Source organism: Kordiimonas sp. (assembly GCF_048260245.1).
GTDB lineage: Bacteria > Pseudomonadota > Alphaproteobacteria > Sphingomonadales > Kordiimonadaceae > Kordiimonas.
Genome location: NZ_JBLXGZ010000010.1, coordinates 96,905 through 121,405 on the forward strand (window position 1 = coordinate 96,905; position 24,501 = coordinate 121,405).

General features: G+C 55.6%; 23 protein-coding genes and 2 tRNA genes. 12 read left to right on the forward strand and 13 right to left on the reverse strand.

Annotated elements, in window-relative coordinates; translation table 11 throughout:
- Positions 1–119 precede the first annotated feature (119 nt).
- From ACN0VM_RS07640 to ACN0VM_RS07660, 5 genes are all read right to left on the reverse strand, one after another.
- Entirely contained in the window at positions 120–695 is a 576-nt protein-coding gene (locus ACN0VM_RS07640) for a DUF2497 domain-containing protein (RefSeq protein ID WP_417450272.1), read from the reverse strand.
- A gap of 187 nt (positions 696–882) precedes the next feature.
- Positions 883–2,271 (reverse strand): TolC family outer membrane protein, encoded by a 1,389-nt coding sequence (locus tag ACN0VM_RS07645; protein ID WP_417450273.1) that lies wholly within the window; start codon positions 2,269–2,271, stop codon positions 883–885.
- Positions 2,272–2,425: 154 nt separating this feature from the next.
- A complete protein-coding gene (locus ACN0VM_RS07650; RefSeq protein WP_417450274.1) occupies positions 2,426–3,097 on the reverse strand; it encodes a protein-L-isoaspartate O-methyltransferase family protein in 672 nt (223 codons plus the stop codon).
- 199 nt (positions 3,098–3,296) lie between these two features.
- Positions 3,297–4,256: a diguanylate cyclase gene (locus ACN0VM_RS07655; protein WP_417450275.1), complete on the reverse strand. Its 960-nt coding sequence runs from the start codon at positions 4,254–4,256 to the stop codon at positions 3,297–3,299.
- A 152-nt stretch (positions 4,257–4,408) separates the two neighbouring features.
- Positions 4,409–5,320 (reverse strand): diguanylate cyclase, encoded by a 912-nt coding sequence (locus ACN0VM_RS07660; RefSeq protein ID WP_417450276.1) that lies wholly within the window; start codon positions 5,318–5,320, stop codon positions 4,409–4,411.
- Positions 5,321–5,486: 166 nt separating this feature from the next.
- Between ACN0VM_RS07660 and ACN0VM_RS07665 the strand changes: the two genes are divergently transcribed.
- Positions 5,487–5,560: transfer RNA gene (locus ACN0VM_RS07665), tRNA-Cys, on the forward strand.
- 129 nt (positions 5,561–5,689) lie between these two features.
- Positions 5,690–5,938, forward strand: coding sequence for a ParB N-terminal domain-containing protein (locus ACN0VM_RS07670; RefSeq protein WP_417450277.1), 249 nt, complete (start codon positions 5,690–5,692; stop codon positions 5,936–5,938).
- Positions 5,939–5,960: 22 nt separating this feature from the next.
- Here the strand turns inward: ACN0VM_RS07670 and ACN0VM_RS07675 are convergent, their stop codons facing one another.
- Positions 5,961–7,076 carry a serine hydrolase domain-containing protein gene (locus ACN0VM_RS07675; RefSeq protein ID WP_417450278.1) on the reverse strand — a complete coding sequence of 372 codons (1,116 nt, stop codon included), beginning with the start codon at positions 7,074–7,076 and terminating at the stop codon, positions 5,961–5,963.
- Positions 7,077–7,434: 358 nt separating this feature from the next.
- On the opposite strand from ACN0VM_RS07675, the gene ACN0VM_RS07680 reads away from it, so the two are divergent.
- Positions 7,435–7,509 (forward strand) — tRNA-Asn (locus ACN0VM_RS07680).
- Between the two features lie 111 nt (positions 7,510–7,620).
- Here ACN0VM_RS07680 and ACN0VM_RS07685 read toward each other — a convergent pair.
- Positions 7,621–8,052 carry a hypothetical protein gene (locus tag ACN0VM_RS07685; protein WP_417450279.1) on the reverse strand — a complete coding sequence of 144 codons (432 nt, stop codon included), beginning with the start codon at positions 8,050–8,052 and terminating at the stop codon, positions 7,621–7,623.
- Between the two features lie 773 nt (positions 8,053–8,825).
- On the opposite strand from ACN0VM_RS07685, the gene ACN0VM_RS07690 reads away from it, so the two are divergent.
- Positions 8,826–9,926, forward strand: coding sequence for an OmpA family protein (locus tag ACN0VM_RS07690; protein ID WP_417450280.1), 1,101 nt, complete (start codon positions 8,826–8,828; stop codon positions 9,924–9,926).
- Positions 9,927–10,055: 129 nt separating this feature from the next.
- On the opposite strand, the gene ACN0VM_RS07695 is transcribed toward ACN0VM_RS07690, so the two are convergent.
- A complete protein-coding gene (locus ACN0VM_RS07695) occupies positions 10,056–10,559 on the reverse strand; it encodes a hypothetical protein (protein ID WP_417450281.1) in 504 nt (167 codons plus the stop codon).
- A gap of 241 nt (positions 10,560–10,800) precedes the next feature.
- The gene (locus ACN0VM_RS07700; RefSeq protein ID WP_417450282.1) at positions 10,801–12,285 is read right to left on the reverse strand and encodes a S10 family peptidase; all 1,485 of its coding nucleotides are present in this window, start codon (positions 12,283–12,285) and stop codon (positions 10,801–10,803) included.
- Positions 12,286–12,562: 277 nt separating this feature from the next.
- Here ACN0VM_RS07700 and ACN0VM_RS07705 point away from each other — a divergent pair, with 277 nt between their 5' ends.
- The 3 genes from ACN0VM_RS07705 to queE all read left to right on the forward strand — a co-directional run bounded on the left by ACN0VM_RS07705 (position 12,563) and on the right by queE (position 15,234).
- Positions 12,563–13,807: a dicarboxylate/amino acid:cation symporter gene (locus ACN0VM_RS07705; protein WP_417450283.1), complete on the forward strand. Its 1,245-nt coding sequence runs from the start codon at positions 12,563–12,565 to the stop codon at positions 13,805–13,807.
- Between the two features lie 93 nt (positions 13,808–13,900).
- A complete protein-coding gene (gene queC, locus ACN0VM_RS07710) occupies positions 13,901–14,596 on the forward strand; it encodes a 7-cyano-7-deazaguanine synthase QueC (protein WP_417450284.1) in 696 nt (231 codons plus the stop codon).
- Between the two features lie 2 nt (positions 14,597–14,598).
- The gene (gene queE, locus ACN0VM_RS07715; RefSeq protein WP_417450285.1) at positions 14,599–15,234 is read left to right on the forward strand and encodes a 7-carboxy-7-deazaguanine synthase; all 636 of its coding nucleotides are present in this window, start codon (positions 14,599–14,601) and stop codon (positions 15,232–15,234) included.
- Here the strand turns inward: queE and ACN0VM_RS07720 are convergent.
- Entirely contained in the window at positions 15,231–16,097 is an 867-nt protein-coding gene (locus ACN0VM_RS07720) for an ATP-grasp domain-containing protein (RefSeq protein ID WP_417450286.1), read from the reverse strand. The two genes, queE and ACN0VM_RS07720, sit on opposite strands and share 4 nt — an antisense overlap.
- Positions 16,098–16,111: 14 nt before the next feature.
- Positions 16,112–16,576 carry a preQ(1) synthase gene (queF, locus tag ACN0VM_RS07725; RefSeq protein WP_417450287.1) on the reverse strand — a complete coding sequence of 155 codons (465 nt, stop codon included), beginning with the start codon at positions 16,574–16,576 and terminating at the stop codon, positions 16,112–16,114.
- Positions 16,577–16,862: 286 nt separating this feature from the next.
- Here queF and hspQ point away from each other — a divergent pair, with 286 nt between their 5' ends.
- The 5 genes from hspQ to ACN0VM_RS07750 all read left to right on the forward strand — a co-directional run bounded on the left by hspQ (position 16,863) and on the right by ACN0VM_RS07750 (position 21,248).
- Positions 16,863–17,183, forward strand: coding sequence for a heat shock protein HspQ (gene hspQ, locus ACN0VM_RS07730; RefSeq protein ID WP_417450288.1), 321 nt, complete (start codon positions 16,863–16,865; stop codon positions 17,181–17,183).
- Positions 17,184–17,441: 258 nt separating this feature from the next.
- Positions 17,442–18,296 (forward strand): 3-mercaptopyruvate sulfurtransferase, encoded by an 855-nt coding sequence (gene sseA, locus ACN0VM_RS07735; protein WP_417450289.1) that lies wholly within the window; start codon positions 17,442–17,444, stop codon positions 18,294–18,296.
- Entirely contained in the window at positions 18,293–19,492 is a 1,200-nt protein-coding gene (gene metC, locus ACN0VM_RS07740) for a cystathionine beta-lyase (protein ID WP_417450290.1), read from the forward strand. Before sseA ends, metC begins: the two co-directional genes overlap by 4 nt.
- Positions 19,489–20,172 (forward strand): molybdate ABC transporter permease subunit, encoded by a 684-nt coding sequence (gene modB / locus ACN0VM_RS07745; protein ID WP_417450291.1) that lies wholly within the window; start codon positions 19,489–19,491, stop codon positions 20,170–20,172. The genes metC and modB overlap by 4 nt, the downstream gene beginning before the upstream one ends.
- Complete coding sequence (locus ACN0VM_RS07750; protein ID WP_417450292.1) at positions 20,172–21,248, forward strand: molybdenum ABC transporter ATP-binding protein; 1,077 nt, start codon at positions 20,172–20,174, stop codon at positions 21,246–21,248. Before modB ends, ACN0VM_RS07750 begins: the two co-directional genes overlap by 1 nt.
- A 26-nt stretch (positions 21,249–21,274) precedes the next feature.
- Here ACN0VM_RS07750 and ACN0VM_RS07755 read toward each other — a convergent pair whose 3' ends face one another.
- Entirely contained in the window at positions 21,275–22,543 is a 1,269-nt protein-coding gene (locus tag ACN0VM_RS07755) for a hypothetical protein (protein WP_417450293.1), read from the reverse strand.
- Positions 22,530–24,501 (reverse strand): putative bifunctional diguanylate cyclase/phosphodiesterase (locus tag ACN0VM_RS07760; protein ID WP_417450294.1); only part of this gene is annotated, 1,972 nt, incomplete at its 5' end. The genes ACN0VM_RS07760 and ACN0VM_RS07755, both read right to left, overlap by 14 nt.

Below are 24,501 nucleotides of genomic sequence, written 5' to 3' on the forward strand. Positions count from 1 at the left end.
GCAAACCGGGTTCGCGCGGGCGGTGCGAGCCCGAACATCAGGCATGCCTGACAAAAAGCAAAGCAACGTGGTCTGAAAGCGCACCCCGCCATGCAGCTGTGATGTGATGAAAAGCTGGTCTATTTACGGCGCGAAATGCGCGCAACTTCGCGCTCAACCGCGTCCTGCACAATGCCGGGCAGGTTTTCGTCCAGCCAACCTTGCAACATAGGCTTAAGCATGGCGCGCACCAGCGCTTCAAGCGTGTTGTCAGCGCCTGCGTAGCCTGCGACCATCATTTGCGTGAGGTGGGCGAAACTTTCGGCCGTGCGGGTTTCAACGGGCGGGGACACAATAGCCTCAACATCTCCCGCGCTGGCGAAATCGGTCAGCTCAAAGACGTCTTCCTCTTCCGGCTCTGGCGCTGCGGCAACAGGTTCAGGCTCAGGCCAGGGTTCAGGCTCAGGGACTGGCTCTGGTTCCGGTAGCGGCTCAGGTTCTGGCACTGGTTCCGGCTCAGGTAGTGGCTCGGGCTCGGGCAGTGGTTCGGGCTCCGGTTCTGGCTCGGGTTCAGGCTGTGGCGCAGCGGCTTCATCGAAGGTGTCATCCACCTCCGGCTCTGCTGCTTCATCGTCCGACTCGTCAGAAATGATCCGGCGAATAGACGCCAGTATCTCTTCCATAGTCGGTTCGTCTTCGGATGCGTTATCGCTCATAGACCAGCCACTGTTAAAACTCCCTAGACCAGAGGTACCGTTAAGAGAGTCAGGTGTCAATAATTCTTAAACTAACAAAGGAAGTTACGAACAACACGTCGAAAAAGCAATGGCGACAAAAAAACTTTCGCAGGTCATAGAAAAAGGGGCCAAAAGGCCCCTTTTGTCATCATATTCACTTCAAATTCTATTCGACACCCATGCCGAAGAATTTGTCATCCACCTTGTCGGTATAGGCGTCGGGGTCATAGCGGGTGACACCAAGGCCCAGGTCTTTGGCGGTCAGGCGTCCGGTTGCCGACACAAGGCTGTAGGCAGCGACAAACTCATCCCGCTCGGCACGCACAAGCGCGACACGCGCGTTCAGGAGCTCCTGCTCCGCGTTCAGCACGTCAAGCGTGGTGCGGGAACCGACGTAGGCTTCCTGGCGGACACCTTCCAGCGCGATTTCGCTTGCGCGAACCTGTGCCTCGGATGAGGTAATCTGGCCGACGGCAGCACGGTACTGATCCCACGCGACAAAGACATTTTCCTGCGCTACCCGCTCAGCCTGACGGATTTCCATCAGCCGTTGGCTACGGATTTGCTTAGCCCTGCGAATGTCTGAATAGCGGGCACCACCGGCATAAAGCGGTACGGTGACCTGTACGCCGATCGCCCTGCGTTGACTATCATTGGAAAAAGGCACAAGTCCCTGCTGCGATTCAGTAAGCCCTGAACTAGAGCTATCAGTCCAGCTTCCTTGCACACCAACGGTCGGCAATAGCGCACCTTTGGCCTGCTTGACCGAATAATCGGCAGCACGCTCGGTATATTGCGCGGCAATCACACCGGGGCTCAGCTCCATGGCCAGTTCAATCGCGGCATCAAGGCTGCTTGGCAGGTCTGGTTTGCCGCCCGGTGTTTCCAACGTGGCTGGCGCACGACCCACCACGCGGCGATATTGCGCCCGGCTGGCAGCCAGCGTTGCCTGCGCGGTCAACAACTGCGATTTGGAACCTTCAAGCCGCGCTTCGGACTGCGCCACATCGGTGCGGGTCACTTCGCCCACGCGGAAACGGTCCTGACTGGCCTGAAGCTGACGGTCCAGCACCTGAACGTTGTTGGTGTTGAGGCGCACAACGGCTTCGTCACGCACCACGTTCATGTAGGCTGCGACAGCATCCAGCAAAATCTGTTGTTCGACCGACTGCAATTGCGCCCGACCGGCCATGACATTGTTACGCGCACCCTTGACCGCGTTACGGTCCTGAAAGCCGCGAAACACGTTCATGCTGGCGGATACACCATACTGTTCGGATTCACCCGGCGTAGAGGGATCGTATTCACCGCTGTCCCCTATCGCTCTTGTGCTGGTATCGGTATAGCTGTACTCGCCCTGAAGCGACGGCAAAAAGGCCGACTTAGCGCGCGAGATACTTTCATCGACGCCACGCAGTGCTGCCCGTTGCGCCATCAATTGCGGGTTGCTTTCATAGGCAGCCGCGAGCGCTTCTTCGAGCGTTTCGCCGCTGGCTGTGAACGTCCCTGAGATCACTGTGGCCATGGCCAACAGAGATACGATCCCCTTTTTCATTTGTGTCTCCTTGTTTCCTCGCTGTGGTTATTATTGGCTTCAAGCCTTCTTATCAGCTTTTACACCAAGGGGTGGTGGCTTTTTACCACCTTTCTAATATCAACTCTACCCGGATTACCACGCCATCAAACAAGCGATGGTTTTCCAGGTTATTCTAAAACACAAAACCTTTTTCTTTCTCGAAGCCGGGCAACAGCGGCGTGTTCGCGTCAAACAGATCGCGCCCCGCGGCAATACCCGCCTCCATCGTCACGATATGGGCGCGACCCTGCCCACCTTCAAGTTTTACGCACAAAAGGCGTCCACCCTCTTTTAACTGTTTGACAAGAGCTGCGGGAATTTCTTCTACCGCACCTTCTATCACAATAACGTCGAAGGGACCTTGCTTGGCGACACCGGCCGCATGCACACCCTGCACAACGGCGGCGTTCATCACTTCAAGCGTGGCCAGTTTTTTCTCGGCCAGTGCAACAAGGTCGGCGTCAGCTTCAAGCGCAACAACAGCGTCGGCGAGGCCGGCGATCACCGCAGCCGAGTACCCTGTGGCACAGCCGATATCCAGCACAAGGTCTTTCGGTCCGATTTCAGCGGCACTCAACAAACGCCCAAATACCATCGGCTCCATCAGGTAGCGGCCATTGCCGATGGGCAGGTCTTCGTCCACATACGCAACCGACCGCTTCGCCTTCGGCACGAACTGCTCACGCGGGACCGCGCGAATAGCGTCGATTACTCGCTCGTCATTCATTTCATTCACACGAAGCTGACAATCGATCATGTGGCTACGGGCGATCATATTGCTGCGGGCTACGGCTGATTCGGTCACGGCTTGAACCTCTATCTCATAAAAACTGCATACGGCTTTGCCGCTTTATAAATAGGCAAGCGCAACTAGGCAACGCGTTTTCATGCAAAAATACATGTTTTGGCGAGGCTTTTTGCCACAGTGAGGCATGACACCATACCACGCTGCGGCAAATGGAACACCACACGCGGTGAACCGGGCACACATGCAGCCCCTGCCGTTACCTATGCTCGCCCTCCTGCGAGGGATGCATGGGAAACGAGCTGGGCGGTAAGGCCGCAGGCACGCTGGGCTCAAAAACAATACGGTTTCTACCCAATTTTTTGGCAGTATACAGCGCCTTATCGGCCCGGCGAAGCGCATCATCAATAGAGGCGTCCTGATCACAGACATCGGTCAGACCGACGCTCACTGTCAAGGAAACGGTTTCCCCATCCAGCATGGAAACCTGATGACTGATGAGGGTTTTAAGCCGGTTGAGCACTTCCATCGCGCCTTCCTGGGCTGTTGCCGGCAGAATAATGCCGAATTCCTCGCCCCCCAGACGCCCCAGCGTATCTTCGCGCCTCAGTGTGTGCTCACATATTTCTGCAACGTTCGACAGCGCAAGGTCGCCCACCTCGTGCCCAAACCTGTCATTGATGGACTTGAAACGATCGATATCCAGCATGGCGACCGTCAGGTTAGTGCCATGGCGTTTCATGCGCGCGATCTCACTTTCCGCCGTATTCATGAAATAGCGCCGGTTGAAACATTTTGTCAGCGGGTCCACCGCGGCCAGATACGCCAGTTCCTTGTTGGCTGCCTCCAGTTCACGGCGGCCGCGCACAAGCTCCAACTGAGTCTTGACCCGTGCCCTTACGATTTCTCGCTCAAACGGCTTGAGGATATAATCCACCGCGCCCAAGGCAAAACCCGAGGTTTCATCCTCTGTTTCCGTGTGCAGCCCGGTGACGATGATAATCGGAATATCCTTGGTGGCATCATCAGCCTTCAAGCGTTTGCATACTTCAAAACCGTCGATGTCAGGCAACACGATATCAAGCAAAATAAGGCTGGGCTGCAAATCTGCCGCCGTTCTCAAGGCTTCTTCACCGCTTGCCACGGCCCTGACCTCGGCCAAATCGCAAACGGTAGACTGCAGGAGCTTCGCCATTACGCGAATATCCTCTACGATCATAATCACATCTTCAGTCAAAATCTTTACTCGCGCATTCGTGGCCATCGTGTCCGAAGCCGATTATTACGGCAGCTTCAGCCGGGCGCAACCCCCGCAAGCTTACATCTTCTTACGACACTAACAATAAAAACCAACCCGCCACGCAGGACAGGTCATGCCACGCGGAGAGTACCCGGCCCCGCTTTTCGCGCCAGAGAAAGCGCTGCTGAAGCGCGAGCAATCGTGTCTTCAACATGCATATCGTCAAGATGAACTTCCGCCAGGCCGATGCTGACAGATAAACCAACGTCAGGGTCCATGCCCTTGATCTGCAGGCTATGGAGGCGTTCGCACATACGGGTCAGAACCCGCTTTGCGCCTTCCGCGCCGGCCACTGGCAACAAGACGCCAAACTCGCCACTACCAAGCCGCGCCAGCGAATCTTCCTGCCTTAGCGACTGCTTCATGCAGGTGGCTCCGCCGCGCAGTACTTCTTCGCCAACGGCGCGCCCGTAGGCCTCGCCGATATGCTCAAGATGGTCAAGGTCAAGCACCGCAATGCTAACGGGATAGCGATGCCGCTTCATGCGGCTCAGTTCAGCATCGGCAGCGCTAATGAAATAAGGGCGGTTCAGACAGCCTGTCAGCGTGTCGAGGCTGGCGAGGCGCTGCAGTTCCACATTTGCGGCATTCAGCGCAAGTGTGCGCATTTCCAGATCAAGCTGAAGTTTCACCCGCGCACGCACCACCGCCGGATGCATGGGCTTGCGAATAAAATCTGCAGCCCCGGCGCCAAAGGCGGTGGCCTCCGCGTCTGCGCCGGTATCCTCGCCGGTGATCAATAATACGGGCACGTGCTTTGTGCGGCTATCAGCCTTGATCGCCCGACACAGTTTCAGGCCGTCAATGTCCGGCAGCTTCACATCCAGAAGTATAACGGTCGGTTTCTCTTCCAGCAGCCTGAGCAAGCCAGTCTTGCCGGTCTGCGCCGTGATGACATCGGCCATATCACCAACGCTGCGTTCGATCATCTCCAACACGATGGCGCTGTCATCGATCACCAGAATTTTTTCGTGAAATCCCACGTACATCTCCCCGTTCCCCGCGAGCATTGCCAATACCCTGACGCAGGAGATGCCCCACCACCACCTTGTCTCTCACGCCCTTATAGTCTCAAAGAGTGGCGGCCGACAATAAAAAGCCCCTTGACCACCCCTGAGCGGGGTTCTATACGGTGCGAACACCATGAGAGGCGCGGTGGCGGAGTGGTGACGCAGCGGATTGCAAATCCGTGTACACCGGTTCGATTCCGGTCCGCGCCTCCAATTTTTCCCGAAAAAATCACGGGCAATGCCTGGCTTCAAGTACCAGAAGCAATAATACTGCCATGCTTGAAAGATCAGCTTTACGCACAGCGTGAGGCAGCATAGGGTGCGAGCATGAGAGGATAAATCATGCTCAAAACCGCCCCCATCAAAATTGAAGATATCTATATCCCCACCGATCGCCGCAAAGAGATCAAGCAAAGCGAGATCGATACCATCGTCGCCGAGATGATGGACGGTGCGGCAAGAAAACCCGTTCGTGTCCGCGAGGGCAAGGGACGTTATGTGCTGATTGAAGGTGTCAACCGGCTTGAGGCCTGTAAAACAGTGGGGGATGAGACCATCCCCGCCTATATCGTTCAGGCACGGAAGTTCTGAACTGCGACACCGGCCTCATGCTTTATTCCGCCGCCGTGGTGTGGAGGAATGTGTCTATCAGCTTGCGGGTTGCATCCCGGACACCACGCGCCTGATAGCGGTTGATGAACAGCATGAAAGACAGCCCTTCATCCGGCAGACGGGCATAAAAAGCGGTGAAGCCGCCCACCTGCCCGCTGTGGGTGCGGGCTGTATGGTTTTCCCCGTAGGGCTTCAGGTCCCAGCCGTAACCATAATTGGTCTCTGTGCCGTCTGGCAGCTTGCCGGAGGTCCACATCTCGGCTTTCCACTTTCCAGACAGCAGCCTGTCGCCGTTCAGCGCCGCATCCCATTTGGCCATGTCGGCCGCCGAGGTCAGCATGCCACCCGCACCCAGCGTTGAAGAATATTCGGTCGGGTTCCGGTTGATCAACTCGCCCACCTTGTTTTCCCAGTATCCCTCTACCCGGTGTTTGATAATCGCCGCAGGGTCGGCGAACCGGGTGTGGGTCATCTTGAGCGGGTCAAAGATGCGTGCCTTCAAGACATCCCTCAGGGACTTTTTCTCAACCTGTTCCACGATCATGCTGAGCAGATAATAGCCGGTGTTGCTATAGTAGAAACCCGTGCCTGGCGCAAAATCCATCGGGCGGGAATGCGCAATTTTTATCACCTCCTCAGGCGTCAGTCGGAAACGATAGACATCATAGCTGCGAATCTCTTCATAGTCCGGAATACCAGACTGGTGCAGCATCAACTGCCTGATGGTGGCGGGCATCCACTCGCCGGGCAAGCCGGGCAGATACTTGCCGATCGGGTCATCAAGCGCCAGCTTGCCCTCCTCGGCCAGCATCATCACTGCGGCGGCTGTGAACTGCTTGCTGATCGAGCCGATCTCAAAAACACTGTCTTCGGTCACCGGCACATCAAGTTCAACGTTCGCCAGGCCAAAAGGTTTTATGTGCAGGATTTTGCCATCCTGATACACCGCGATCAACCCGCCCGGAATATTCAGCTCCTTCAGCTTGTCTTCAAAATCAACATGGAGTGTCTTGATCGCCTGAGCGTCCGGCATTTCATAGTCGGCTGCCCCGACAGATAGCGAAAACACGCCAGACACGAGTATCGCTGTTACAACTCGACTGAAACCTTGCAGCATCCCTGCCCCCACCTGATTGTTATGCCAATGGCAAAAGCTTCCCACAGCAATGCATTGCGGCACAAGCACTTATATCTCGGGCTGCCAGCCTGCCGGTGACCTCAAAGACGCAGCAGTGACACAGCCGGAAAATGTCTGCGCGGAATTCCCGCCACCGGGAACGAATAGTGATGTTTTCACTCGGCCGACGCAGCGTTTATGCGGGATAACTACACAGGGCGAAGCCTTAAAAACCCTATCGTTCGCCGGTTTTTGCGTTCACATTTCAGAAAAATGAAATTAGGGCTTGGCAGGCGAAAAATTTTCAGTATAAAGGCCCCATTCGCGGCGCGGTAAGCCCTGCGGACATCTACCATGATCCCCAGTAGCTCAGTGGTAGAGCAAGCGGCTGTTAACCGCTTGGCCGGTGGTTCGAATCCGCCCTGGGGAGCCAATCTGATAAAGGGCTTAGCTGAAATCCAGCTAGGCCCTTTTTCTTTCGGGGTAACATCAGGGTAACAGTTCATCAGGCCTTCATTCATGAATTCCGCGTATTTGCTGAGCTTCAGCTGACAGAACTGAACTCGGCAATTGCTGTGACAGCATTGTATGCTCCCGACGCAAATGCTGCCAAACTAACAACCCCAAATATATAACTTAGAGCGGCGCACAGGTTGCCCCAATTGTATTGGTCATGAACATAAAGACCTTGGCCAATAAAAGCGGCACCAGCGCTGGACATGCCCGCTACGATACCAGCAATCAGAGTAATGGTTGGATGAGCTAATTTAGCGGCTAGACCTGCCGGTCCACCGACACCACCAAGCAACCCCAATAGAGCCACTATTGCACCGCCATTAATCAAAATCAGCGACTTAACAAAGAAAAGCCCTATCCCGCTTGCTACCTTCGCGAGGTCAATCTTGCTTTGATAAACAGTCAAAGCATGATTTTGTTGTATTTCTGTGTTTCTGATAGCGAGCTCTGTCTCATCCATCGCCTCTCCCTCCTAATCATCGTTCTTTTGCAAATTTGTTCGTTTGGAAACATAGACGCCGCCCATGAATGCCATAACAGCGAACAAGAGTTTCTCATCGGCTTCCCATGGAGCAAGTCCCATGAGCATCGCTAATTCGAGGAGCGCCAAAAAACTAGTACCCATCGCAAAGTGAATAATGCGTCTACCTATACCCTTCTTCAATTATCACCGATTGACGACAGTAACGATAATACCCCTGAATGGGGACCATGCTATAGGCAATTGCTGAAACAGGCTTTGCACACGTGCTGTCTATCATTCGCCTTGCCCTTCTTCAAAGTTATCCTAACTGCCGAAGTCTTGATCAATCCATCCACCATTGAGTTCGTTAGCTCTCAGCGACTTTCATTGACTTAACACATCGGTCCGTGAGCCTTTTTCTTGTCAAAAAAATAATCCATAAGCGGCAAAAAACAGCCTATAGGGGAAAAGCATCCATCCACGGTCAGCCGCCGTCAAGCCCTGCTGCCTTATGGTATTTTGAGCCCAACCAAAGTTGCACAGAAGCACATATCACCGTCACAATGCTAGCTCAGCTATGCAAAAATGGCGCATTGCTGCCTGCGATACATCTGCAACAGATGTGCGGCAGGATTGCCACAAATGCAGCGTACCGGGCGCTATTTTCCTTGTTTCTGCCTCAATTTACCGGTAATTCAGCAAAGATTGTTTCAAGTGGCACCCCAGTGCCGACCAATATATACGACCTCACGAATTGTAAGGTGAAAATTATGCGCAAGATTCTACTCCCTCTCCTGCTTGGCACCGCGTCCACGATGGCCATGGCAGACGATCACCTGTACGGCGGCTTTGAAGCTGGCCTGACGTCTTCACGCGATACCGAAATGGAACGGACCGTTACCGGCCTTGACCTTGAAGACGACAAGAAACTCGGCGGCATGCTCGGCCTTTACTTTGGTAAAGCCATGGGGCGCTGGCGCGTCGAAGGCGAGATGGCCGTTCGCAAGAACCGCATCGAAGGCATCGATGTAGATAACGGTGGCGGACTGGCTCTTCCTCTGGGTGAAAGCAAGGCCGCTGGCAACCAGAAGTCAACCGCGCTGATGGCGAACGCCTGGTATCAGCTTGCCGGCAATGAAGACTGGAAACTGTTCGCCGGTCTCGGGCTTGGTGTTGCCAACATTGATGTGAACAATTTCCGTACCGGTTCAAAGGTTATCGGCAATGACAGCGGTTGGTCTACTGCCGGTCAGGGCATGATTCAACTGATCCGCGAATTTGAAGGCGGCATGGAACTGGGTGTCGGCGCCCGTCACTTCCGCACCTTCGACAATACCATGAACTCCGAAGACGGAAACGTGGGCTATGCTGTACGCAACAACGAATTGTTTGTGCGTCTCGGCTGGAAATTTGGCGGTGAAGAGCCAAAGGCTGCACCAGCACCCGCCCCTGCGCCGGTCGCAACGCCTAAGCCTGCACCTGTCGTAACACCTGTTGTCAAAGAAGAGCCGAAGCCAGAGCCGAAACCGGCCGTATTGCCCGGCCCGTTCATCGTATTCTTTGATTTCGATAAAGCCGACATCACAGCCGATGCCGCCCGCATTATCCGGGAAGCTGCAAAAGCCTTCAAAGAACAGAAGGTCGTGCGGCTGGCAACCACGGGCCACACCGATACGGTAGGCACCGAAGCCTACAACATGCGCCTTGCCCAGCGCCGTGCTGAAGCTGTGAAAGCGGCCCTCATCGCGGAAGGCGTGAATGCGGACAACATCATGACCGATGCCAAGGGTGAGAGCAATCTGCTCGTCTCCACCGGTGACGGCGTGCGTGAACCGCAAAACCGTCGTGCTGAAATTGTCCTGAAGCGCTAAACTTCAGCTCATGAAAAAAGAAAAGGCCAGCCCTAACCGGCTGGCCTTTTTCTATATGCGGTTTTGAGGCTGGCTCCGCCCGGCACATGGTCATACCGCGTTCGGTCTTCTCCAGCATTCGGTATCGGGCTAACGCAAGGTGGCTGGCCCAAGCCGTGATTCGCCCAGAAACATCGCGGTATCGGCACACATGCCGCGCGGGGCGCTGTAGTTGATGGGCATCAGGTCAAGGCCGTCCAGCGGGTCCGCCAGTTCCACCATGAAGACAGCAGACAGTGCTGCCTCTTCACAGAAATTCTTAACCTTTATACTCTCGAACGACAGACGGTTAGCCAACTGGGTGGTATAGCCGTCCATATTGATGTGACTTAGGCGGGCGAGATATTGTTCAACCGGCATGCGGCTGGCCTGTATCGATTTTTTGTGGGTCAAGGCAAACGCGTTATATAATCCGGGAAAACCGTTACCCCGGTTGCGGCACTGAAGCGCCGCCACGCGCAACTGCATATCCAGAAACCGTACCTGATCGGCACGCAGTTCCTCGACTGAGACACAAGACGCTGAAGCAGCCGTACTCATCACCGCCGCTACCGCCCCTGAGGCAATAAATTTTTGCCATGCCTTTTTGATCATATACCCACTCTTCCGCTTTACGTTCCCGTGCGCCAATTTCATGCACAGCACTGCACAAACCCGACACATATCCTGCACAGATCTGGCAGAAACCCTGCTCACTTTCTGCACAGAATCCAGCCAGTTTTGCACACTCTAGCAGAGGTCTATAAAAAAAGCATGAACGTCAGGAAACTTGTTTTTCACTCCCGTGCGTTAACTTTTTTTGCCCAATACTGCAGGCTCAAAACGCTAACCTGCTTTATTCCCCCGCTATGAACGCTTTTATGTCCCTGGCAACCGCTTCAAGCGATGGCTGGTGCAGGTACATCATGTGGCCCGCTTCATAATATGTCATTGTCACCCGGCTCATATCGATCCCGTGACGCCAGAAGGTATACTCAGCGTCAAAAAACGGGGTCGCAAAATCATAATAACCCGATGCCACCATCACCCGAAGGCTTGCGTTTGAGCGCATGCTTTCCGCCAGATCCGGTGCCGTGTTTACATATTCGGGCTCATAATACCCCTCAGGTTCACGAACCCAGACCCATTCACGCCCCACCTCGGGGCCTGATACATAATAAGGCCTGTCCAGCTCCACGCCAAGGTCATTTCTCATGTAACTGTGGAAGGCGGCGGAATACGGACCGGAAATGGCAGCACTCGCCGCATCGGTACGCGGACCATCTGCGGTATCGTCAATCTCATCAAGCACATAGCGGCTATCAAGACGACCAACAGCAAGCCCTTTATCACGCAGTAGTTCCTTCACGAAGCGCCCACCGAGCACCCTCAGGTTGGCGCGCTTGACGTAGCCGACATCAAGCCCCAGATAGCCAGCCAGCTTGCCGGCCACCCGCTCCAACTCGTCCTTGCCAAGGCTTGAACCCTTGAAAAGTGCTGGCAGATATTCCCCCACCGCAAAAGCGCGAACTTCCTGAAGGTAGTCTTCCAGACTGCCCTGTTTCGCAACCTTGCCGTGGTACCATGCAGTTGCCGCCTCGGTCGGCAAATACGTGACATAAGCGACGAAGTTATCAGGAAACGGAGAGCTACCGGTATAGTCAAGTGCCTGGGATATAAGGATTAAGCCATTTACCCTCAGCGGCTCGGCGCCCCCCTCCAGATACGGCAGCATGGCGGCGGCACGGGTGGTGCCGAAGCTTTCGCCCAGAATATAAACCGGTGTATTCCAGCGGTTGTTCGCGCGCACCCATTCGCGGATGATCTGGGCCACTGTGCGGGCATCTTCCGCCAGGCCGTACACATCCTCAGGCGCGCCCTTGCCAGCCAGGCGGCTGTAGCCGGTGCCGATGGGGTCGATCATCACGACATCCGACACACCGATGAGCGAATGCTCGTTATCCACCACTCGGTATGGTGCCAGACCGGGGTCTTCAGCGTCACTTGGCACCACAACACGTTTCGGGCCCACCAGCCCCATATGCAGCCATATGGACGACGAGCCCGGCCCACCATTGAACACGAAAGTCACCGGACGGCCCGGCTGTCGCTCCGATATATAAGCTGTGGTGACTGCATCTGCATACACTTCACCCGCTTCATTCTTGAGCGACAGGTTGGAAACGATGGCTTTATATTCTGTCCTGACACCGCCAAAAATGCCCTTGTGGCTTGTCTCAACCCGCATCGGGGCCGGGATCGGCAAGTCATTATCGCCCGCATCGTCGGTCGCCGCGGAGATGCCTGATCCTGCAGTGCAGAGCACCATGACCGCAGCCATGGCCTGCGCCTTTCTCCAAAAACCTGTGTTGCGCACCCTGTGTCCCCTTTTTTGGCTATTCACCCCTTACCCTAGCGCAGTTTTGTGTCAGAGCAAGCGCATTGCGGCAGCACGTGCGCCGTCAGTCGAAACATGAAAAGAACAAGTATTACAAACAGTAACAGCATATCTGTAGCAAAAAGGAGGGGGGTAATCTGCAATTCACCCTTGCCTTGACCACAGAATAGCTTAACCCTAGGCTCAAAATAAGTAAGGCTGTCTGGGGAGAGAACACGCCATGGTATCCGCTTGGTTCAAAATTACACTTTGGAAACGCATCATGGCGATGCTGGTCCTTGGCATTATCTTTGGTGCCGTCGCTGGCGAAAATGCCTTGTCTGTCAGTTGGATGGGCGATATTTTCCTGCGCCTGATCCGGATGATTGTGGTACCGCTTGTGTTCGTGACCCTGGTGTCCGGTGTTGTTGCCATGGGCGATCCAAAGCGCCTTGGTTCACTGGGCGCCAAAACGCTTGGCCTCTATATTGGCACCACCCTGATCGCGATCACTATCGGCCTGACCATGGCGGCGATCATCCAGCCCGGCATCGGTGTTGATCTGGCCGGCGCTGAGGCCAAGGGCCTTGCCGAGGCACAATCCCTTAAGGACCGCTTGCTTACGATCATTCCTCTTAACCCTGTGCAGGCGCTGGTGGACGGCAACATGCTGGCGATCATCTTCTTCGCGCTGCTTCTGGGCACGGGCGTGTTGTTGACGGGTAAAAAGGGCGATGCAGTCGGCAAGCTTTTCGATTCCGGCTCCGAGGTCATGTTGAAAATTACCCACCTTGTGATGGAAGTTGCGCCTTTTGGTGTATTTGCGCTTATTGCCGGCCTCGTTGGCCAGGGTGGCCTTGGCCTTTTGCTTGACGTGCTGCCACTGGTAATAACCTTCATGGCGGCGAGCCTGCTGCATGTGCTGATCACGCATGGCGGTATCATGAAGTTTCTGCTCAAACTGCCACCGAGCCGATTTTTCCGCGACATCACAGGCGCGCAACTCGTCGCCTTCTCCACCTCTTCCAGCTCGGGCACCCTGCCCGTCACCATGACGGTGGCTGAGGAAAACCTCGGCGTGAAAAAATCGGTTGCCAGTTCTGTGCTACCGCTGGGTGCCACAATCAATATGGACGGCTCGGCCATTTATGTCGGTATTCTCGCTGTGTTTGCCGCTCAGGCGCTGGGCGTCGACATGGGTATCGCAGAATACCTGCTGGTCGCCCTGTCCGCCACGCTGGTGTCCATCGGCACAGCCGCCGTGCCGTCGGCGTCCCTGTTCCTTCTGGCCACGGTCATGAGCGTACTGGGCATTGACGATGCGCAAACCTTTATCATCGTGGGGTTTGTGTTCCCGTTTGACCGTCCGCTCGACATGGTCCGTACGGTGGTCAATGTCACCGGCGACCTCTCTGTTGCCACCGCTGTTGCCAAATGGGAAGGCGAACTGGACGAAAAAGTCTTCCTTGCAGAACCGGTAGACTAAGGCTGCCAAGCGTTCCGCACAGGTTTTTTCTTATCAATCCGGCTGCCGGGTGCTATAGGGCGCCCGGCAGTTTTGATTTATATGAGTGAAATGATGGATAAGCAGAAAAAAGCCGTAGTGCTTCTCTCGGGCGGGCTCGATAGCGCGACCGTGATTGCGATCGCCCGCGATCAGGGCTTTGACGTGCACGCGATCTCGTTCCGGTATGGCCAACGCCATAGCGTTGAACTTGAGGCCGCTGACCGCGTAGTGAAGCATCTTGGTGTCAGCGAACATAAAACCGCGGAGCTTGACCTGCGCCTGTTTGGCGGCAGCGCACTGACGGCGGACATCGACGTGCCCAAAGACCGGTCAGACGATGACATGAGCCATGATATCCCCGTCACCTATGTGCCTGCCCGCAATACTATTTTCTTATCCTTTGCACTGGCTTATGCTGAGGTGATCGGCGCTAAAGACATCTTCATCGGCGTGAACGCGCTGGACTATTCCGGCTATCCGGACTGCCGACCAGACTATATCACGGCCTATGAGACGATGGCGAACCTCGCCACCAAGGCAGGTGTGACAGACGCAGAGAAAATTCGCATCCAGACTCCACTTATTGATATGACAAAAGCTGAAATCGTCAGTGCGGGTACAAAACTGGGCGTGGATTACGCCATGACAATCAGCTGTTACGACCCCGACGCGGCAGGCCGCGCCTGCGGTCACTGCGACAGCTGCCAGTTGCGCGCCAAGGGCTTCAAGGAAGCCGGGCTGACCGATCCAACCCGGTATCAGGACTAGATATGGTCTATACGGTCAAAGAGATGTTCTACACTCTGCAAGGCGAGGGAGCGAATGCCGGTCGTCCGGCTGTGTTCTGCCGTTTTTCCGGTTGTAACCTCTGGACCGGACGCGAACAGGACCGCGCCAAGGCCATTTGCCAGTTCTGCGACACCGACTTCGTGGGAACCGACGGTGACGGTGGCGGCAAATTCAAGGCAGCGGATGACCTTGCCGAGGCTGTTAAAGCCCTGTGGCCTGCTGGTGCAGGCGGCATCCCGTTTATCGTCTGCACCGGCGGGGAACCGCTGCTGCAACTGGATGACGCGGCGATTGCGGCGTTTCATGACGCCGGATTTGAGATCGCGGTTGAAAGCAATGGCACAGTCGAACCGCCAGAGGGTATCGACTGGCTTTGTATCAGCCCTAAAATCGGCTCGGACATGATTGTGCAGAAGGGCGAAGAACTGAAACTGGTTTACCCGCAAGCGGGCGGTGACCCGGCACAGTTCGAAGCGCTGGACTTCAAACATTTTTACCTGCAGCCGATGGACAGCCCCATGCAGGCAGAAAACACTGCGGCTGCGGTGGAGTATGTCAAAGCCCACCCAAAGTGGCATCTGAGCGTACAGACCCACAAATTTGTCGGCATACCCTAAAGTCTGGCTTTGATCGCCTGATAAAGCCGCGGGCCGAGCTCCGGCCCCTGCAGGGGATACAGGAAGGGCTCAACAAGCTCTATTTCCATCAGCACCAGCCCGCCATCGTCCGCACGCACCATGTCAACCCGGGCATAAAGCGGCGTCTCGTCACAGGCACCAAGCACCTCGCTTGCCGCCGCGATGTCATCTGCTGACGGCGTCAAAGGCGTTTCCTTGCCGCCATAGCATGACTGGATTCTGTAATCCCCTGCTGCGGCAGTTTTCAGAAGTGCGTGGCAGAACTCGCCGCCAATGAAGATAAAGCTGATTTCCCCTTCCGCCACTATGGACGGCATGAAGGGTTGGATCATCATAGCGTGCGGCATTTCGGGCACCGCGTCGCCGCGAATGATCTTGTGCTGTCCGTCGGCGCCCGCACCTACTTGCCGTTTAGCAATAATCGTGTCCACGCCAAACGCGTCGAACACCTCGCCAAACGCACGTGGGATAACCTTGTCCAGCCATATGGTCGGAATAAGCCGTACGCCTTTGTCGCCAAGGTCACGTAGATAGCCCTTGTCAGTGTTCCACTGCACCAGCGCGCGAGAATTAAAGACCGGTATTTTTGCACCAATCATATCCAGCGCAGCCAAAAAGGCAGGGAGGTTGTCGGGATAATCCCACGCCGTACCGATCAGGGCCGCGTCAAACGTAGACCAGTCCACCGTTTGATCGTCCCACGCAACATCGCTGACTTTGCCGCCATGCGGCTCGAAAGCCCGCCGGAGGCAATCCATCATCTGGTCATGTTCAAACGCATCCACACGGCGATTTGTCGAGCTAGGCACGGTTGAACGACAGGCAAGATAAACAAGGTGCATAAAAACTCCCGCGCCTAGCCCCGGCCTCGGTAAGTGGGCACTGCCTGTTCCGGAATCCAGACACTTTCGGGCGCTTTGCCTGTCTGGAAAAATACGTCAATGGGGATGCCGCCGCGCGGATACCAGTATCCGCCGAAGCGCAACCACTTCGGTTTCATCTCATCCACCAACCGCTCGGCGATGCCCACCGTGCAGTCTTCATGAAAAGCGGCGTGATTGCGGAAGGATTGCAAAAACAGCTTCAGGCTTTTACTTTCCACCAAGGTTTCTCCGGGCACATAATCAAGCACCAGATGGGCAAAATCCGGCTGGCCTGTCACGGGGCACAGCGAAGTGAACTCAGGGCATGTGAAACGCACCAGATAATCGACTTTGGGGCGCGGGTTGGGCACATACTCAAGCTGTGCGTCTTCCGGCTTTTGCGGGGCCTCAACCTTGGCGCCAAGCTGCCCGAGCCCCTTGTAAATATCTTTGCTCATCCTACATATCCTCAGTAAACCGCGATTGCTCTGCCTATGCGACGCAGTACAGGTTTTGTCAAAGATTTTCCGCAAGTTGCATAGCCTTCGCAGCTGCAGCATCCCTCCCTCTCGGCATTTACCTTTGTAAGATAATTACCAAAACCTTAACGGTTTTGTATTTTTAGTTCAGCATTTATTAAGGCACGCCCTGTACAATGGCAGATAACAGGTCAAGAAATGATCTGGTCGACTTGAAGCAAGCACAGAGATTTGAAGATAGTGGTCGACAAGTAGGAGAAGAATAATGGCACATTTCCACAAAGCCCGCTTCGCCCCCGGTACGGTTATCCGCCACCGCCGGTTCGGATATCGCGGCCTGATCTTTGATGTGGATGCGGTGTATAGCCAGTCTCCTGAATGGTATGACATTATGGCTAGCTCGCACCCCCCGAAAGATCGCCCCTGGTACCACGTCCTTGTGGACGGTGAGACCCATACGACCTATGTCGCGGAGGATAATCTGGAAGTATGTGCAGAGACGGAATCCTTTGATCACCCGCTTCTGTCCAGTCTTTTCACCGCACAGGATGGTGGAGACTTTGCGAGCCGACATATTGTAAACTGATCACTGAGCTACCACAAATTTGAGCCCCCAGGCCCAACAAACATAACTTTCAGTCCGAATAACCCCAGAGTTCCGGGGCTGAGTAGGTAAAAGCGTCTGCCCCCAGCAGGCGCTTTTATCGTTTTCATGCCCTACAACCATGCGTCCCATGCCATACAGCCATAACCTAAACGCAAGTCTGCCATGCCATATGGCCCGTTGTACGCGCGCCCCAGACTGAATACTGTGTCTTCTTTCTGACAGGAACAGGAATCAAGTATGATACCTCCGCTCGTTTCAACGGAATGGCTGGCCTCGCGCCTCGGTGACCCCGGGATTATCAGTATTGACGCAACCTGGCATATGCCGGACAGCAAACGGGATGCCGCTCAAGAGTATAATACGGCCCATATCCCGAATGCCGTTTTCTTCGATATTGACGAAAACTCCCACAAGGCCTCATCCCTGCCGCACACCCTGCCCCGCGTTGACGAATTTGAAAAATCAGTCCGCAAGATGGGCATCACGAACGACAATACCCTTGTCATTTATGACGACAGCGACGTGCGGTCCGCAGCGCGCGTCTGGTGGCACTTTCGCGTCATGGGTCACACTGAAGTCTATGTGCTGGATGGCGGCTTAAAAAAATGGCGTGCTGAAGGTCGCCCTCTCACATCCGAAGCAACCGATCAGCCCGCCAGCGACTATCGCGCCCAGTTCGTGCCCGACTTGATGCGTACAACGGACGATGTGCTGATGACGCTGAAATCGAAAAATGAACAGATTGTCGATGCGCGCGCCTGTGCCCGATTTGAAGGCACTGCTGCAGAACCGCGCAAAGGCCTGCGTTCCGGTCATATCCCCCACGCACGCAACCTACCGTTCGCGACGCTCTTTTCCGATGACAACACACTACTGCCACCAGACGCATTGCGTGCCAAAATGGAGTCTGCGGGTATTGATATGTCCAAACCCGTGATTACCTCTTGTGGGTCGGGCATAACGGCCTGCGTGCTTAAACTTGCGTTTGCGAGCCTTGGCAAACAGGATGTGGCCATCTATGACGGTTCATGGAGTGAATGGGGCAGTGACATTGGCCTGCCCATTGAAACTGGCCCGGCGGAGAACATATGAGCGATAGCAAAAAGACAGAAACCCAGTTGATCACAGCAGGCCGCCGCAAGGAATGGAGCCACGGGATCGTGAACCCACCTGTGTACAGGGCGTCCACTTGTCTTTTTGAAAGTTACGCAGAACTCAGGGAACGCTGCGCCGACCCAAGCGCAAAACAACTGTTTTATGGCCGCAAAGGCACCCCCACCCAGTGGGCGCTGGAAGAAGCAATAACCGCGCTTGAAGGCGGCGAAGGTACCATGCTCTACCCCAGCGGCGTCGCGGCAATCACCGGCGCCATCATGGCATTGGTCCGCACCGGTGACCATATCCTGATCACCGACAGCGCCTACGAGCCCACCCGCACTTTCGCCGAAGGCCTGCTGCGCCAGATGGGTGTCGAGACAGAGTATTACGACCCGATTATCGGCGCGGACATTAAAAGCCTGTTCCGCGACAACACCCGCCTTGTGATGGTGGAAACCCCCGGTTCGCTGACCTTTGAAGTGCAAGATCTGCCCGCCATTGTCGCGACTGCCAGCGCCCGCGACATCTACGTTGTGGTCGACAATACCTGGGCAACACCTCTGTTGCTGAAGCCGCTTGATTTGGGGGCGGATATCTCCATCCATGCAGTAACCAAATATATCGGCGGGCATTCGGATATCATGCTTGGCAGCGCGACTGCGAACAAACGCACCTTCAAGGCGTTGCAGCGCACCGCCTATCAGCTTGGTCAAACATGCTCACCCGATGATGCCTTCCTCGCCTCGCGCGGTATCCGCACCCTTGCCGTAAGACTGAAAACACACGAAGAAAACGCACTGAAGGTCGCGGCGTGGCTGAAAGATCGCCCCGAAGTCGCGAAAGTGCTGCACCCGGCTTTTGAGGACTGCCCCGGCCATGACATCTGGGAACGCGACTTTGCAGGCTCATGCGGGTTGTTCTCCATTGTACTCAAGGGCGGAGACTACCCGGATACAGCGGCACTCGTCGACGATATGAAGCTTTTCAAAATGGGCTTCAGTTGGGGCGGCTATGAAAGTCTGATACTGCCGAGCGACCCACGCGGCAGCCGCAGCGTAACGACTTGGAAGGCGGAAGGCCCGGTTGTCCGTATCCATATCGGCCTTGAAGACACCGAAGACCTGATCGCGGAACTGGAAGCCGGTCTAAGGCGCTACGCGGCGCACATCAACACACAGGCGGCCGGATGATCAGCGACTTTGAAATTGCGGCGCTTCTGCTCAGTTTCAAAGTTGCCATCTGGGCAACCATCCTTAGCCTGCCCCTCGCCATCGTTATGGGCCACACCATGGCCCGCCGCGATTTCGCAGGCAAAACAGCGGTAGAAGTCCTCATTCACGCGCCACTCGTGGTCCCCCCGGTTGTGGTGGGATATCTGCTTCTCATCCTCCTTGCACCCAACAGCATGATTGGCGGGTGGCTCGTCAGTCTGGGCATCAGCCCGGCCTTCAAATGGCAAGGAGCGGCGTTGGCCAGCGGCCTTATGGCGCTCCCGCTGATGATCCGCGCTATACGGCAAGCGTTTGAAGCGGAGCCCAAGGCCTACCTTGAAGTTGCGGCCACATTGGGCGCCACCGCACGGCGCCGGTTCTGGCGGATTAGCTTGCCTCTTGCTGTGCCGGGCATCCTCTCTGGGGTTGCCCTTGGTTTCGCCCGCGCTATCGGAGAATTCGGCGCCACTATTACATTTGCGGCGAACATTCCCGGCCTCACCCAGACCTTGCCATTAGCGCTTTACAGTGCCGCTCAATCACCCGGCGGGGAGGAAGCCGCGGCGCGGCTGGCCCTCCTGTGCCTGATACCGGCCATCAGCAGTCTTGCCCTCTCAGAATGGCTCGCACGCCGGGCGCGCAGAAGTCGGGGGCTGTGATGACACCCAGCAAAAGCCATATCGACATAGCTTGGCGCACGGGACGTGTGGATGGATATGCCCGGTTCTCCCTTAGCGCCGGCATCACGGCACTGATCGGCCCATCAGGTGCCGGCAAAACTACTCTCACACGGCTGTTGGCGGGGCTTGAATGTCCGACCACAGGCACCATTAACCTTACCGGAGAGACAGTTTTCAGCAGCAGCCAGCGGATTAACCTGAAGGCGGAGCGCCGCGGCATTGCGCTTGTTCCCCAAGACAGCACCTTGTTCCCGCACCTCACGCTTTATCAAAACATTACCTTCGCTTGCCGAATACCGGAAGCGGAGCTTATGGCACTGTGCGAACAAGCAGGCATCCACAACCGGCTGGACGCCAAGCCGCACACCTTGTCGGGCGGCGAGGCCCGACGCGCGGCCATCATTCGTGCGGTGGCATCGAAGCCAAAGTTGCTGGTTCTGGATGAACCGCTGAATGGTCTGGACCCCGTCCGCCGCAAAGACATCATGCAGCTCATCCGGACGCTGAACAGGAAAGCCAGCCTACCCATCCTGATGGTAACCCATCAGGCGGAGGAAATGCTCCAGACCGCTGACTGTGCTATCCTTATGCAAAACATGCACGCAACGGTGGCTGGTCCGCTCGGCGAAATTTTCGCCCGCCCTGAAACCGCAGCCCTTCTTCATCTGGATGACGCCGGTCGCCTGCTTTCTCTTCGGGTCTCAAAACGGGCCGACAGCATGATCGCATGCGATATGGGAGCTCACGAACTTTGGTTACCTGACGACGGTGAGGCTGTGGGCAGCTTGTTGCGGCTGCGTATTCTGGCACGCGATATCGCCATTGCACGTGAACGCACCGAAGGCCTCAGTATCGTCAACCAGATTGAGTGCCGCCTTGTGCATGCAAGCAAACGCAGAGCAGGCGTTGATCTTATGCTTGTGCCGGAGGGAACAGAATTTCAGCTAACCAGCCGGATAACCGAGCGCTCCTTCAAGTCACTGGACCTGAAGGAAGGGGCCAAAGTTTACGCACTCATCAAGGCTGTTGCGGTCAAGGAACTGATCGCCCGGTGATCCAGCCCTTACCCCGTTACTCTTCCCTAAAAGCGTAAGCGATAACTAATTTGCAGGATAGTTTGCGCCTGATCGGCGGCATAACCGATGGCTTTCCGCGCCGGACGCCAGCTATCCAGTCGCAGATATTCCAGAATCAACTGGTCATGTTTGCGAAATTCGCGTGATATCGCCACCGTCCACGCATGCCCCCATTCGTTATTGTTGTCCTCCACAATGAAGGTATTGTCACTGGTTGCGAACCAGTCATAGCGGACACTTAAGCGGTTACGGTCAAATCTTTGGCTCGCCAAAACAAAAACAGCTTCAAAATCAACGTCCACCGGATACTGACCGCTGCTTTCCTTCACTCCCATAAGTGTGTTGCCTGTCATGTACTGACTGATCAGCTTCAAGCCAGGAAGCGGGTCAGCTTCTGCATAAACATTCCAGAAACGCGTATCCCAGCCATATTGCTTGCGTTTTAGCGCCTCGGGGTCGCCGCGATTGTCATAGTAAAATACCCCTGCTCTGAAACGTTTGGCATAGTCCCAGTCAAGCGAAACATAATAACCTGGCCGGCCGTCTATCTCGTTTACCGGGTGCACCCAGAGCGGTTGACTGGCAAGGAAATCACTGTCCGCACCTATGGAGGGCAGGTCCGCTAGCGGCAACTGGCTGAAGGCCCCAACTTTATAGTCATTCATGGCCCAACCGCGAAACGCCAGAAGCGTTCCCGCCGGGTCATTGAAGCCAAAGACTGCGGCGGTCAACGACAGACTGTGCGCACCGGCGCGGTACTTTGCCTTGCCTTCCAGCGCCAGCGCGCGGATTTCCTCACCAACCCAACTGTTGATAGCGGACGGGGTAATTGTGTAGGGGCTGGTCCAGGCTACCCCTACATTCTCACGCGAAATATGCGGGAACATCAGGCCCAGACGGCCTTCATAGCTTACGGCAGACCGCGGGGCGGGTTTATATTCAAGGTAGGCCTCCACGAGGTCGAGCGGCTTGTTCTGCTCATGGTCAAACTTGGCATGCACAAACCCGCTCAGGTCCCAGCTGATTTCAGCTTTCGCCAGAATGGAGACTTCGGCCAGGCGCAGTTCTTCAACAACGTTCCCTGCCCAGTGCGTTCCGCCATAACGCCCTTTACCAAGCCAGTCCCTAAACCAGCTTGGCTCACCATCAGCGATGGTAATCCGGGCATCCGCCAGAAAATCGAAGCTTATCGTCGGGAATGGTTCGTCCGCGTTCGCCCCCCAACCCATCAACAAAGGCAATAATGCTAATGTAGCCGAGTTAGACCGTTTCATACCCGCCATCCTCAAGAAACTTCTCAAGTTCAGCGGCGGGCACTGGTCTTGAGAAATGATAGCCCTGCAATGTGTCGCAGCCGTATTTTTTCAGACGCGCGACAGACTCCTCGTCCTCGACACCCTCAGCCGTCACCGTCAGGCCCAGATTGTGCCCTAACTCAATCGTCGAGCGCACGAGGATGTTGTCCTCTTCGCTTTTGGCAAGATTCATCACGAAGGATTTGTCGATCTTGATCTCGCTGACCGGCAGGCGCTTGATATAACTGAGCGACGAGTAGCCCGTGCCGTAATCATCAATCGAAAGCGTCAGGCCCATAGCAGCGAGCATGTTCAACACTTCAAGCGCGCGTTCCGTATCATGCATGACCGCACTTTCTGTCACCTCCAGCTCAAGAGAACTCGCCTCAACGTCAAATTCCTTAAGAAGCATCAGTATTTGTCCCGGAAGGCCGGGGTTCATCAGGTCGCTTGTTGACAGGTTCACTGCAACACCCAGCCCGAGCCCCTTCGCGCGCCAGTCAGCCACCTGCATGATAGCCGCGCGCAGGCCCCACTCCGTGAGGTGCCGGATATCTCCGGTCCTTTCGGCATGGGGAATAAAATCATCCGGAGGTACAAAGCCCCGTGTCGGGCTGATCCAGCGCACCAGCGCCTCAGCCATGGTAACCCTGCCTGTCGCCAAATCCAGTTTCGGCTGGTAGGCAAAACGTACCTCGCCATTTTTAAGACCAACACGAAGCTCGCTCATCATCGAGAGGCGTTGCATTTGTGATTTATCGCTATCGGGGTCATACCAGGCATAGCCTTTTTGCATCATACGCCCCTTATCAAGCGCGGCGTTCGCACGGCGCAACAGGGTCGCTGTATCGTCGCCGTCGCCCGGGTATTTTACCAGCCCAAGCTTCGCTCGTGCATCAATAATAATCCCCGCCACGTCGAAAGGCGTGAGAAACGAGTTCATGACGAGGGACGCAACAGTTTCCGCCTCGCTCGCATCTTCAAGGATAAAGGCAAAACTTTCGGTGGTCAGGCGCGCCACATTGGTATCTGCCACCTGATGCAACCGGCCACCTACACAGACCATCAAGTCGTTGATATTACTGTGGTTCAACACACTTCTGAGCTCGGGCACCTGCTGTACTTCTGCAACGATAACAACAAAAGAATCGCTTCCACTAATCGTGTCATCCAGCATGTCTTCGAACATCAAGCGGTTGGGGAAACCGGTCTCGGTGTCATGAAAAGCCTGAAAACGGATTTTGTTTTCCCGTTCCTGCACCGCGCCAATCATTTGGTTAAAGCTCATGGTCAGGTCGGCGACTTCATCCCCTTCGGTGGGGGCATCGACCACCCGGTACTCACCAGCCGTAATGCGCTGGGCCGCCTCGGCAAGCCGGCGCAATGGGCGGGTCACACCTCGTGAAACCACCACGCTACCGCTGATCAGAAGCAGAAGCCCGCCAATAAGTGTGACTATCATGGCCACCACCAGAGGGTCGAAAGGCTCAAGTGCGACATCGATGGAGTAATAAAGCAGTGCGCTGATTTCCGTCTCGTTGTCGCCGGCATTCAGCGGCAGCCGCCAGAACAGATGATCTTGCCCATTGAACCGTGCACTAAAGACTTCGGAAACCGGCGGATTTTCAGCCAAAAACGCCTTGAGTGCCACCTGCTCAGACGTTGCGCCAGCCAGCGAATATTGCCGATCCTGATTTTGGTAAATAAATGCAATTTCGAGATCGATCGGCGACAAGCCTTTAATCTCAAGCGCGGTTGTTTCGTCAAGTTCCATGCCAAAAGCGACCCAGGCAGTCGGGATGGGCGCCAGCACCGGCACCACCACCAGTTCGTAAACCCTTCCCGCGATCTCGACCATTCGGGAAGCGGCACCATTTGCCTCGGCCTCCAGCTTCATGGGAGCTGGAATCGCCGCCACAGCAGACTGCCCACCGCCC

Excerpts from the sequence above, each read along its gene's own strand:
- ACN0VM_RS07645 (WP_417450273.1), bottom strand. The coding sequence starts at position 2,271 with ATGAAAAAGGGGATCGTATCTCTGTTGGCCATGGCCACAGTGATCTCA.
- ACN0VM_RS07640 (WP_417450272.1), bottom strand. The coding sequence starts at position 695 with ATGAGCGATAACGCATCCGAAGACGAACCGACTATGGAAGAGATACTG.
- modB (WP_417450291.1), top strand. The coding sequence starts at position 19,489 with ATGATCAGCGACTTTGAAATTGCGGCGCTTCTGCTCAGTTTCAAAGTT.
- ACN0VM_RS07695 (WP_417450281.1), bottom strand. The coding sequence starts at position 10,559 with ATGATCAAAAAGGCATGGCAAAAATTTATTGCCTCAGGGGCGGTAGCG.
- ACN0VM_RS07750 (WP_417450292.1), top strand. The coding sequence starts at position 20,172 with ATGACACCCAGCAAAAGCCATATCGACATAGCTTGGCGCACGGGACGT.
- ACN0VM_RS07720 (WP_417450286.1), bottom strand. The coding sequence starts at position 16,097 with ATGCACCTTGTTTATCTTGCCTGTCGTTCAACCGTGCCTAGCTCGACA.
- ACN0VM_RS07690 (WP_417450280.1), top strand. The coding sequence starts at position 8,826 with ATGCGCAAGATTCTACTCCCTCTCCTGCTTGGCACCGCGTCCACGATG.
- ACN0VM_RS07705 (WP_417450283.1), top strand. The coding sequence starts at position 12,563 with ATGGTATCCGCTTGGTTCAAAATTACACTTTGGAAACGCATCATGGCG.
- ACN0VM_RS07655 (WP_417450275.1), bottom strand. The coding sequence starts at position 4,256 with ATGATCGTAGAGGATATTCGCGTAATGGCGAAGCTCCTGCAGTCTACC.
- ACN0VM_RS07670 (WP_417450277.1), top strand. The coding sequence starts at position 5,690 with ATGCTCAAAACCGCCCCCATCAAAATTGAAGATATCTATATCCCCACC.
- metC (WP_417450290.1), top strand. The coding sequence starts at position 18,293 with ATGAGCGATAGCAAAAAGACAGAAACCCAGTTGATCACAGCAGGCCGC.
- ACN0VM_RS07700 (WP_417450282.1), bottom strand. The coding sequence starts at position 12,285 with ATGGCTGCGGTCATGGTGCTCTGCACTGCAGGATCAGGCATCTCCGCG.
- hspQ (WP_417450288.1), top strand. The coding sequence starts at position 16,863 with ATGGCACATTTCCACAAAGCCCGCTTCGCCCCCGGTACGGTTATCCGC.
- queE (WP_417450285.1), top strand. The coding sequence starts at position 14,599 with ATGGTCTATACGGTCAAAGAGATGTTCTACACTCTGCAAGGCGAGGGA.
- ACN0VM_RS07675 (WP_417450278.1), bottom strand. The coding sequence starts at position 7,076 with ATGCTGCAAGGTTTCAGTCGAGTTGTAACAGCGATACTCGTGTCTGGC.
- ACN0VM_RS07685 (WP_417450279.1), bottom strand. The coding sequence starts at position 8,052 with ATGGATGAGACAGAGCTCGCTATCAGAAACACAGAAATACAACAAAAT.
- ACN0VM_RS07755 (WP_417450293.1), bottom strand. The coding sequence starts at position 22,543 with ATGAAACGGTCTAACTCGGCTACATTAGCATTATTGCCTTTGTTGATG.
- sseA (WP_417450289.1), top strand. The coding sequence starts at position 17,442 with ATGATACCTCCGCTCGTTTCAACGGAATGGCTGGCCTCGCGCCTCGGT.
- queF (WP_417450287.1), bottom strand. The coding sequence starts at position 16,576 with ATGAGCAAAGATATTTACAAGGGGCTCGGGCAGCTTGGCGCCAAGGTT.
- queC (WP_417450284.1), top strand. The coding sequence starts at position 13,901 with ATGGATAAGCAGAAAAAAGCCGTAGTGCTTCTCTCGGGCGGGCTCGAT.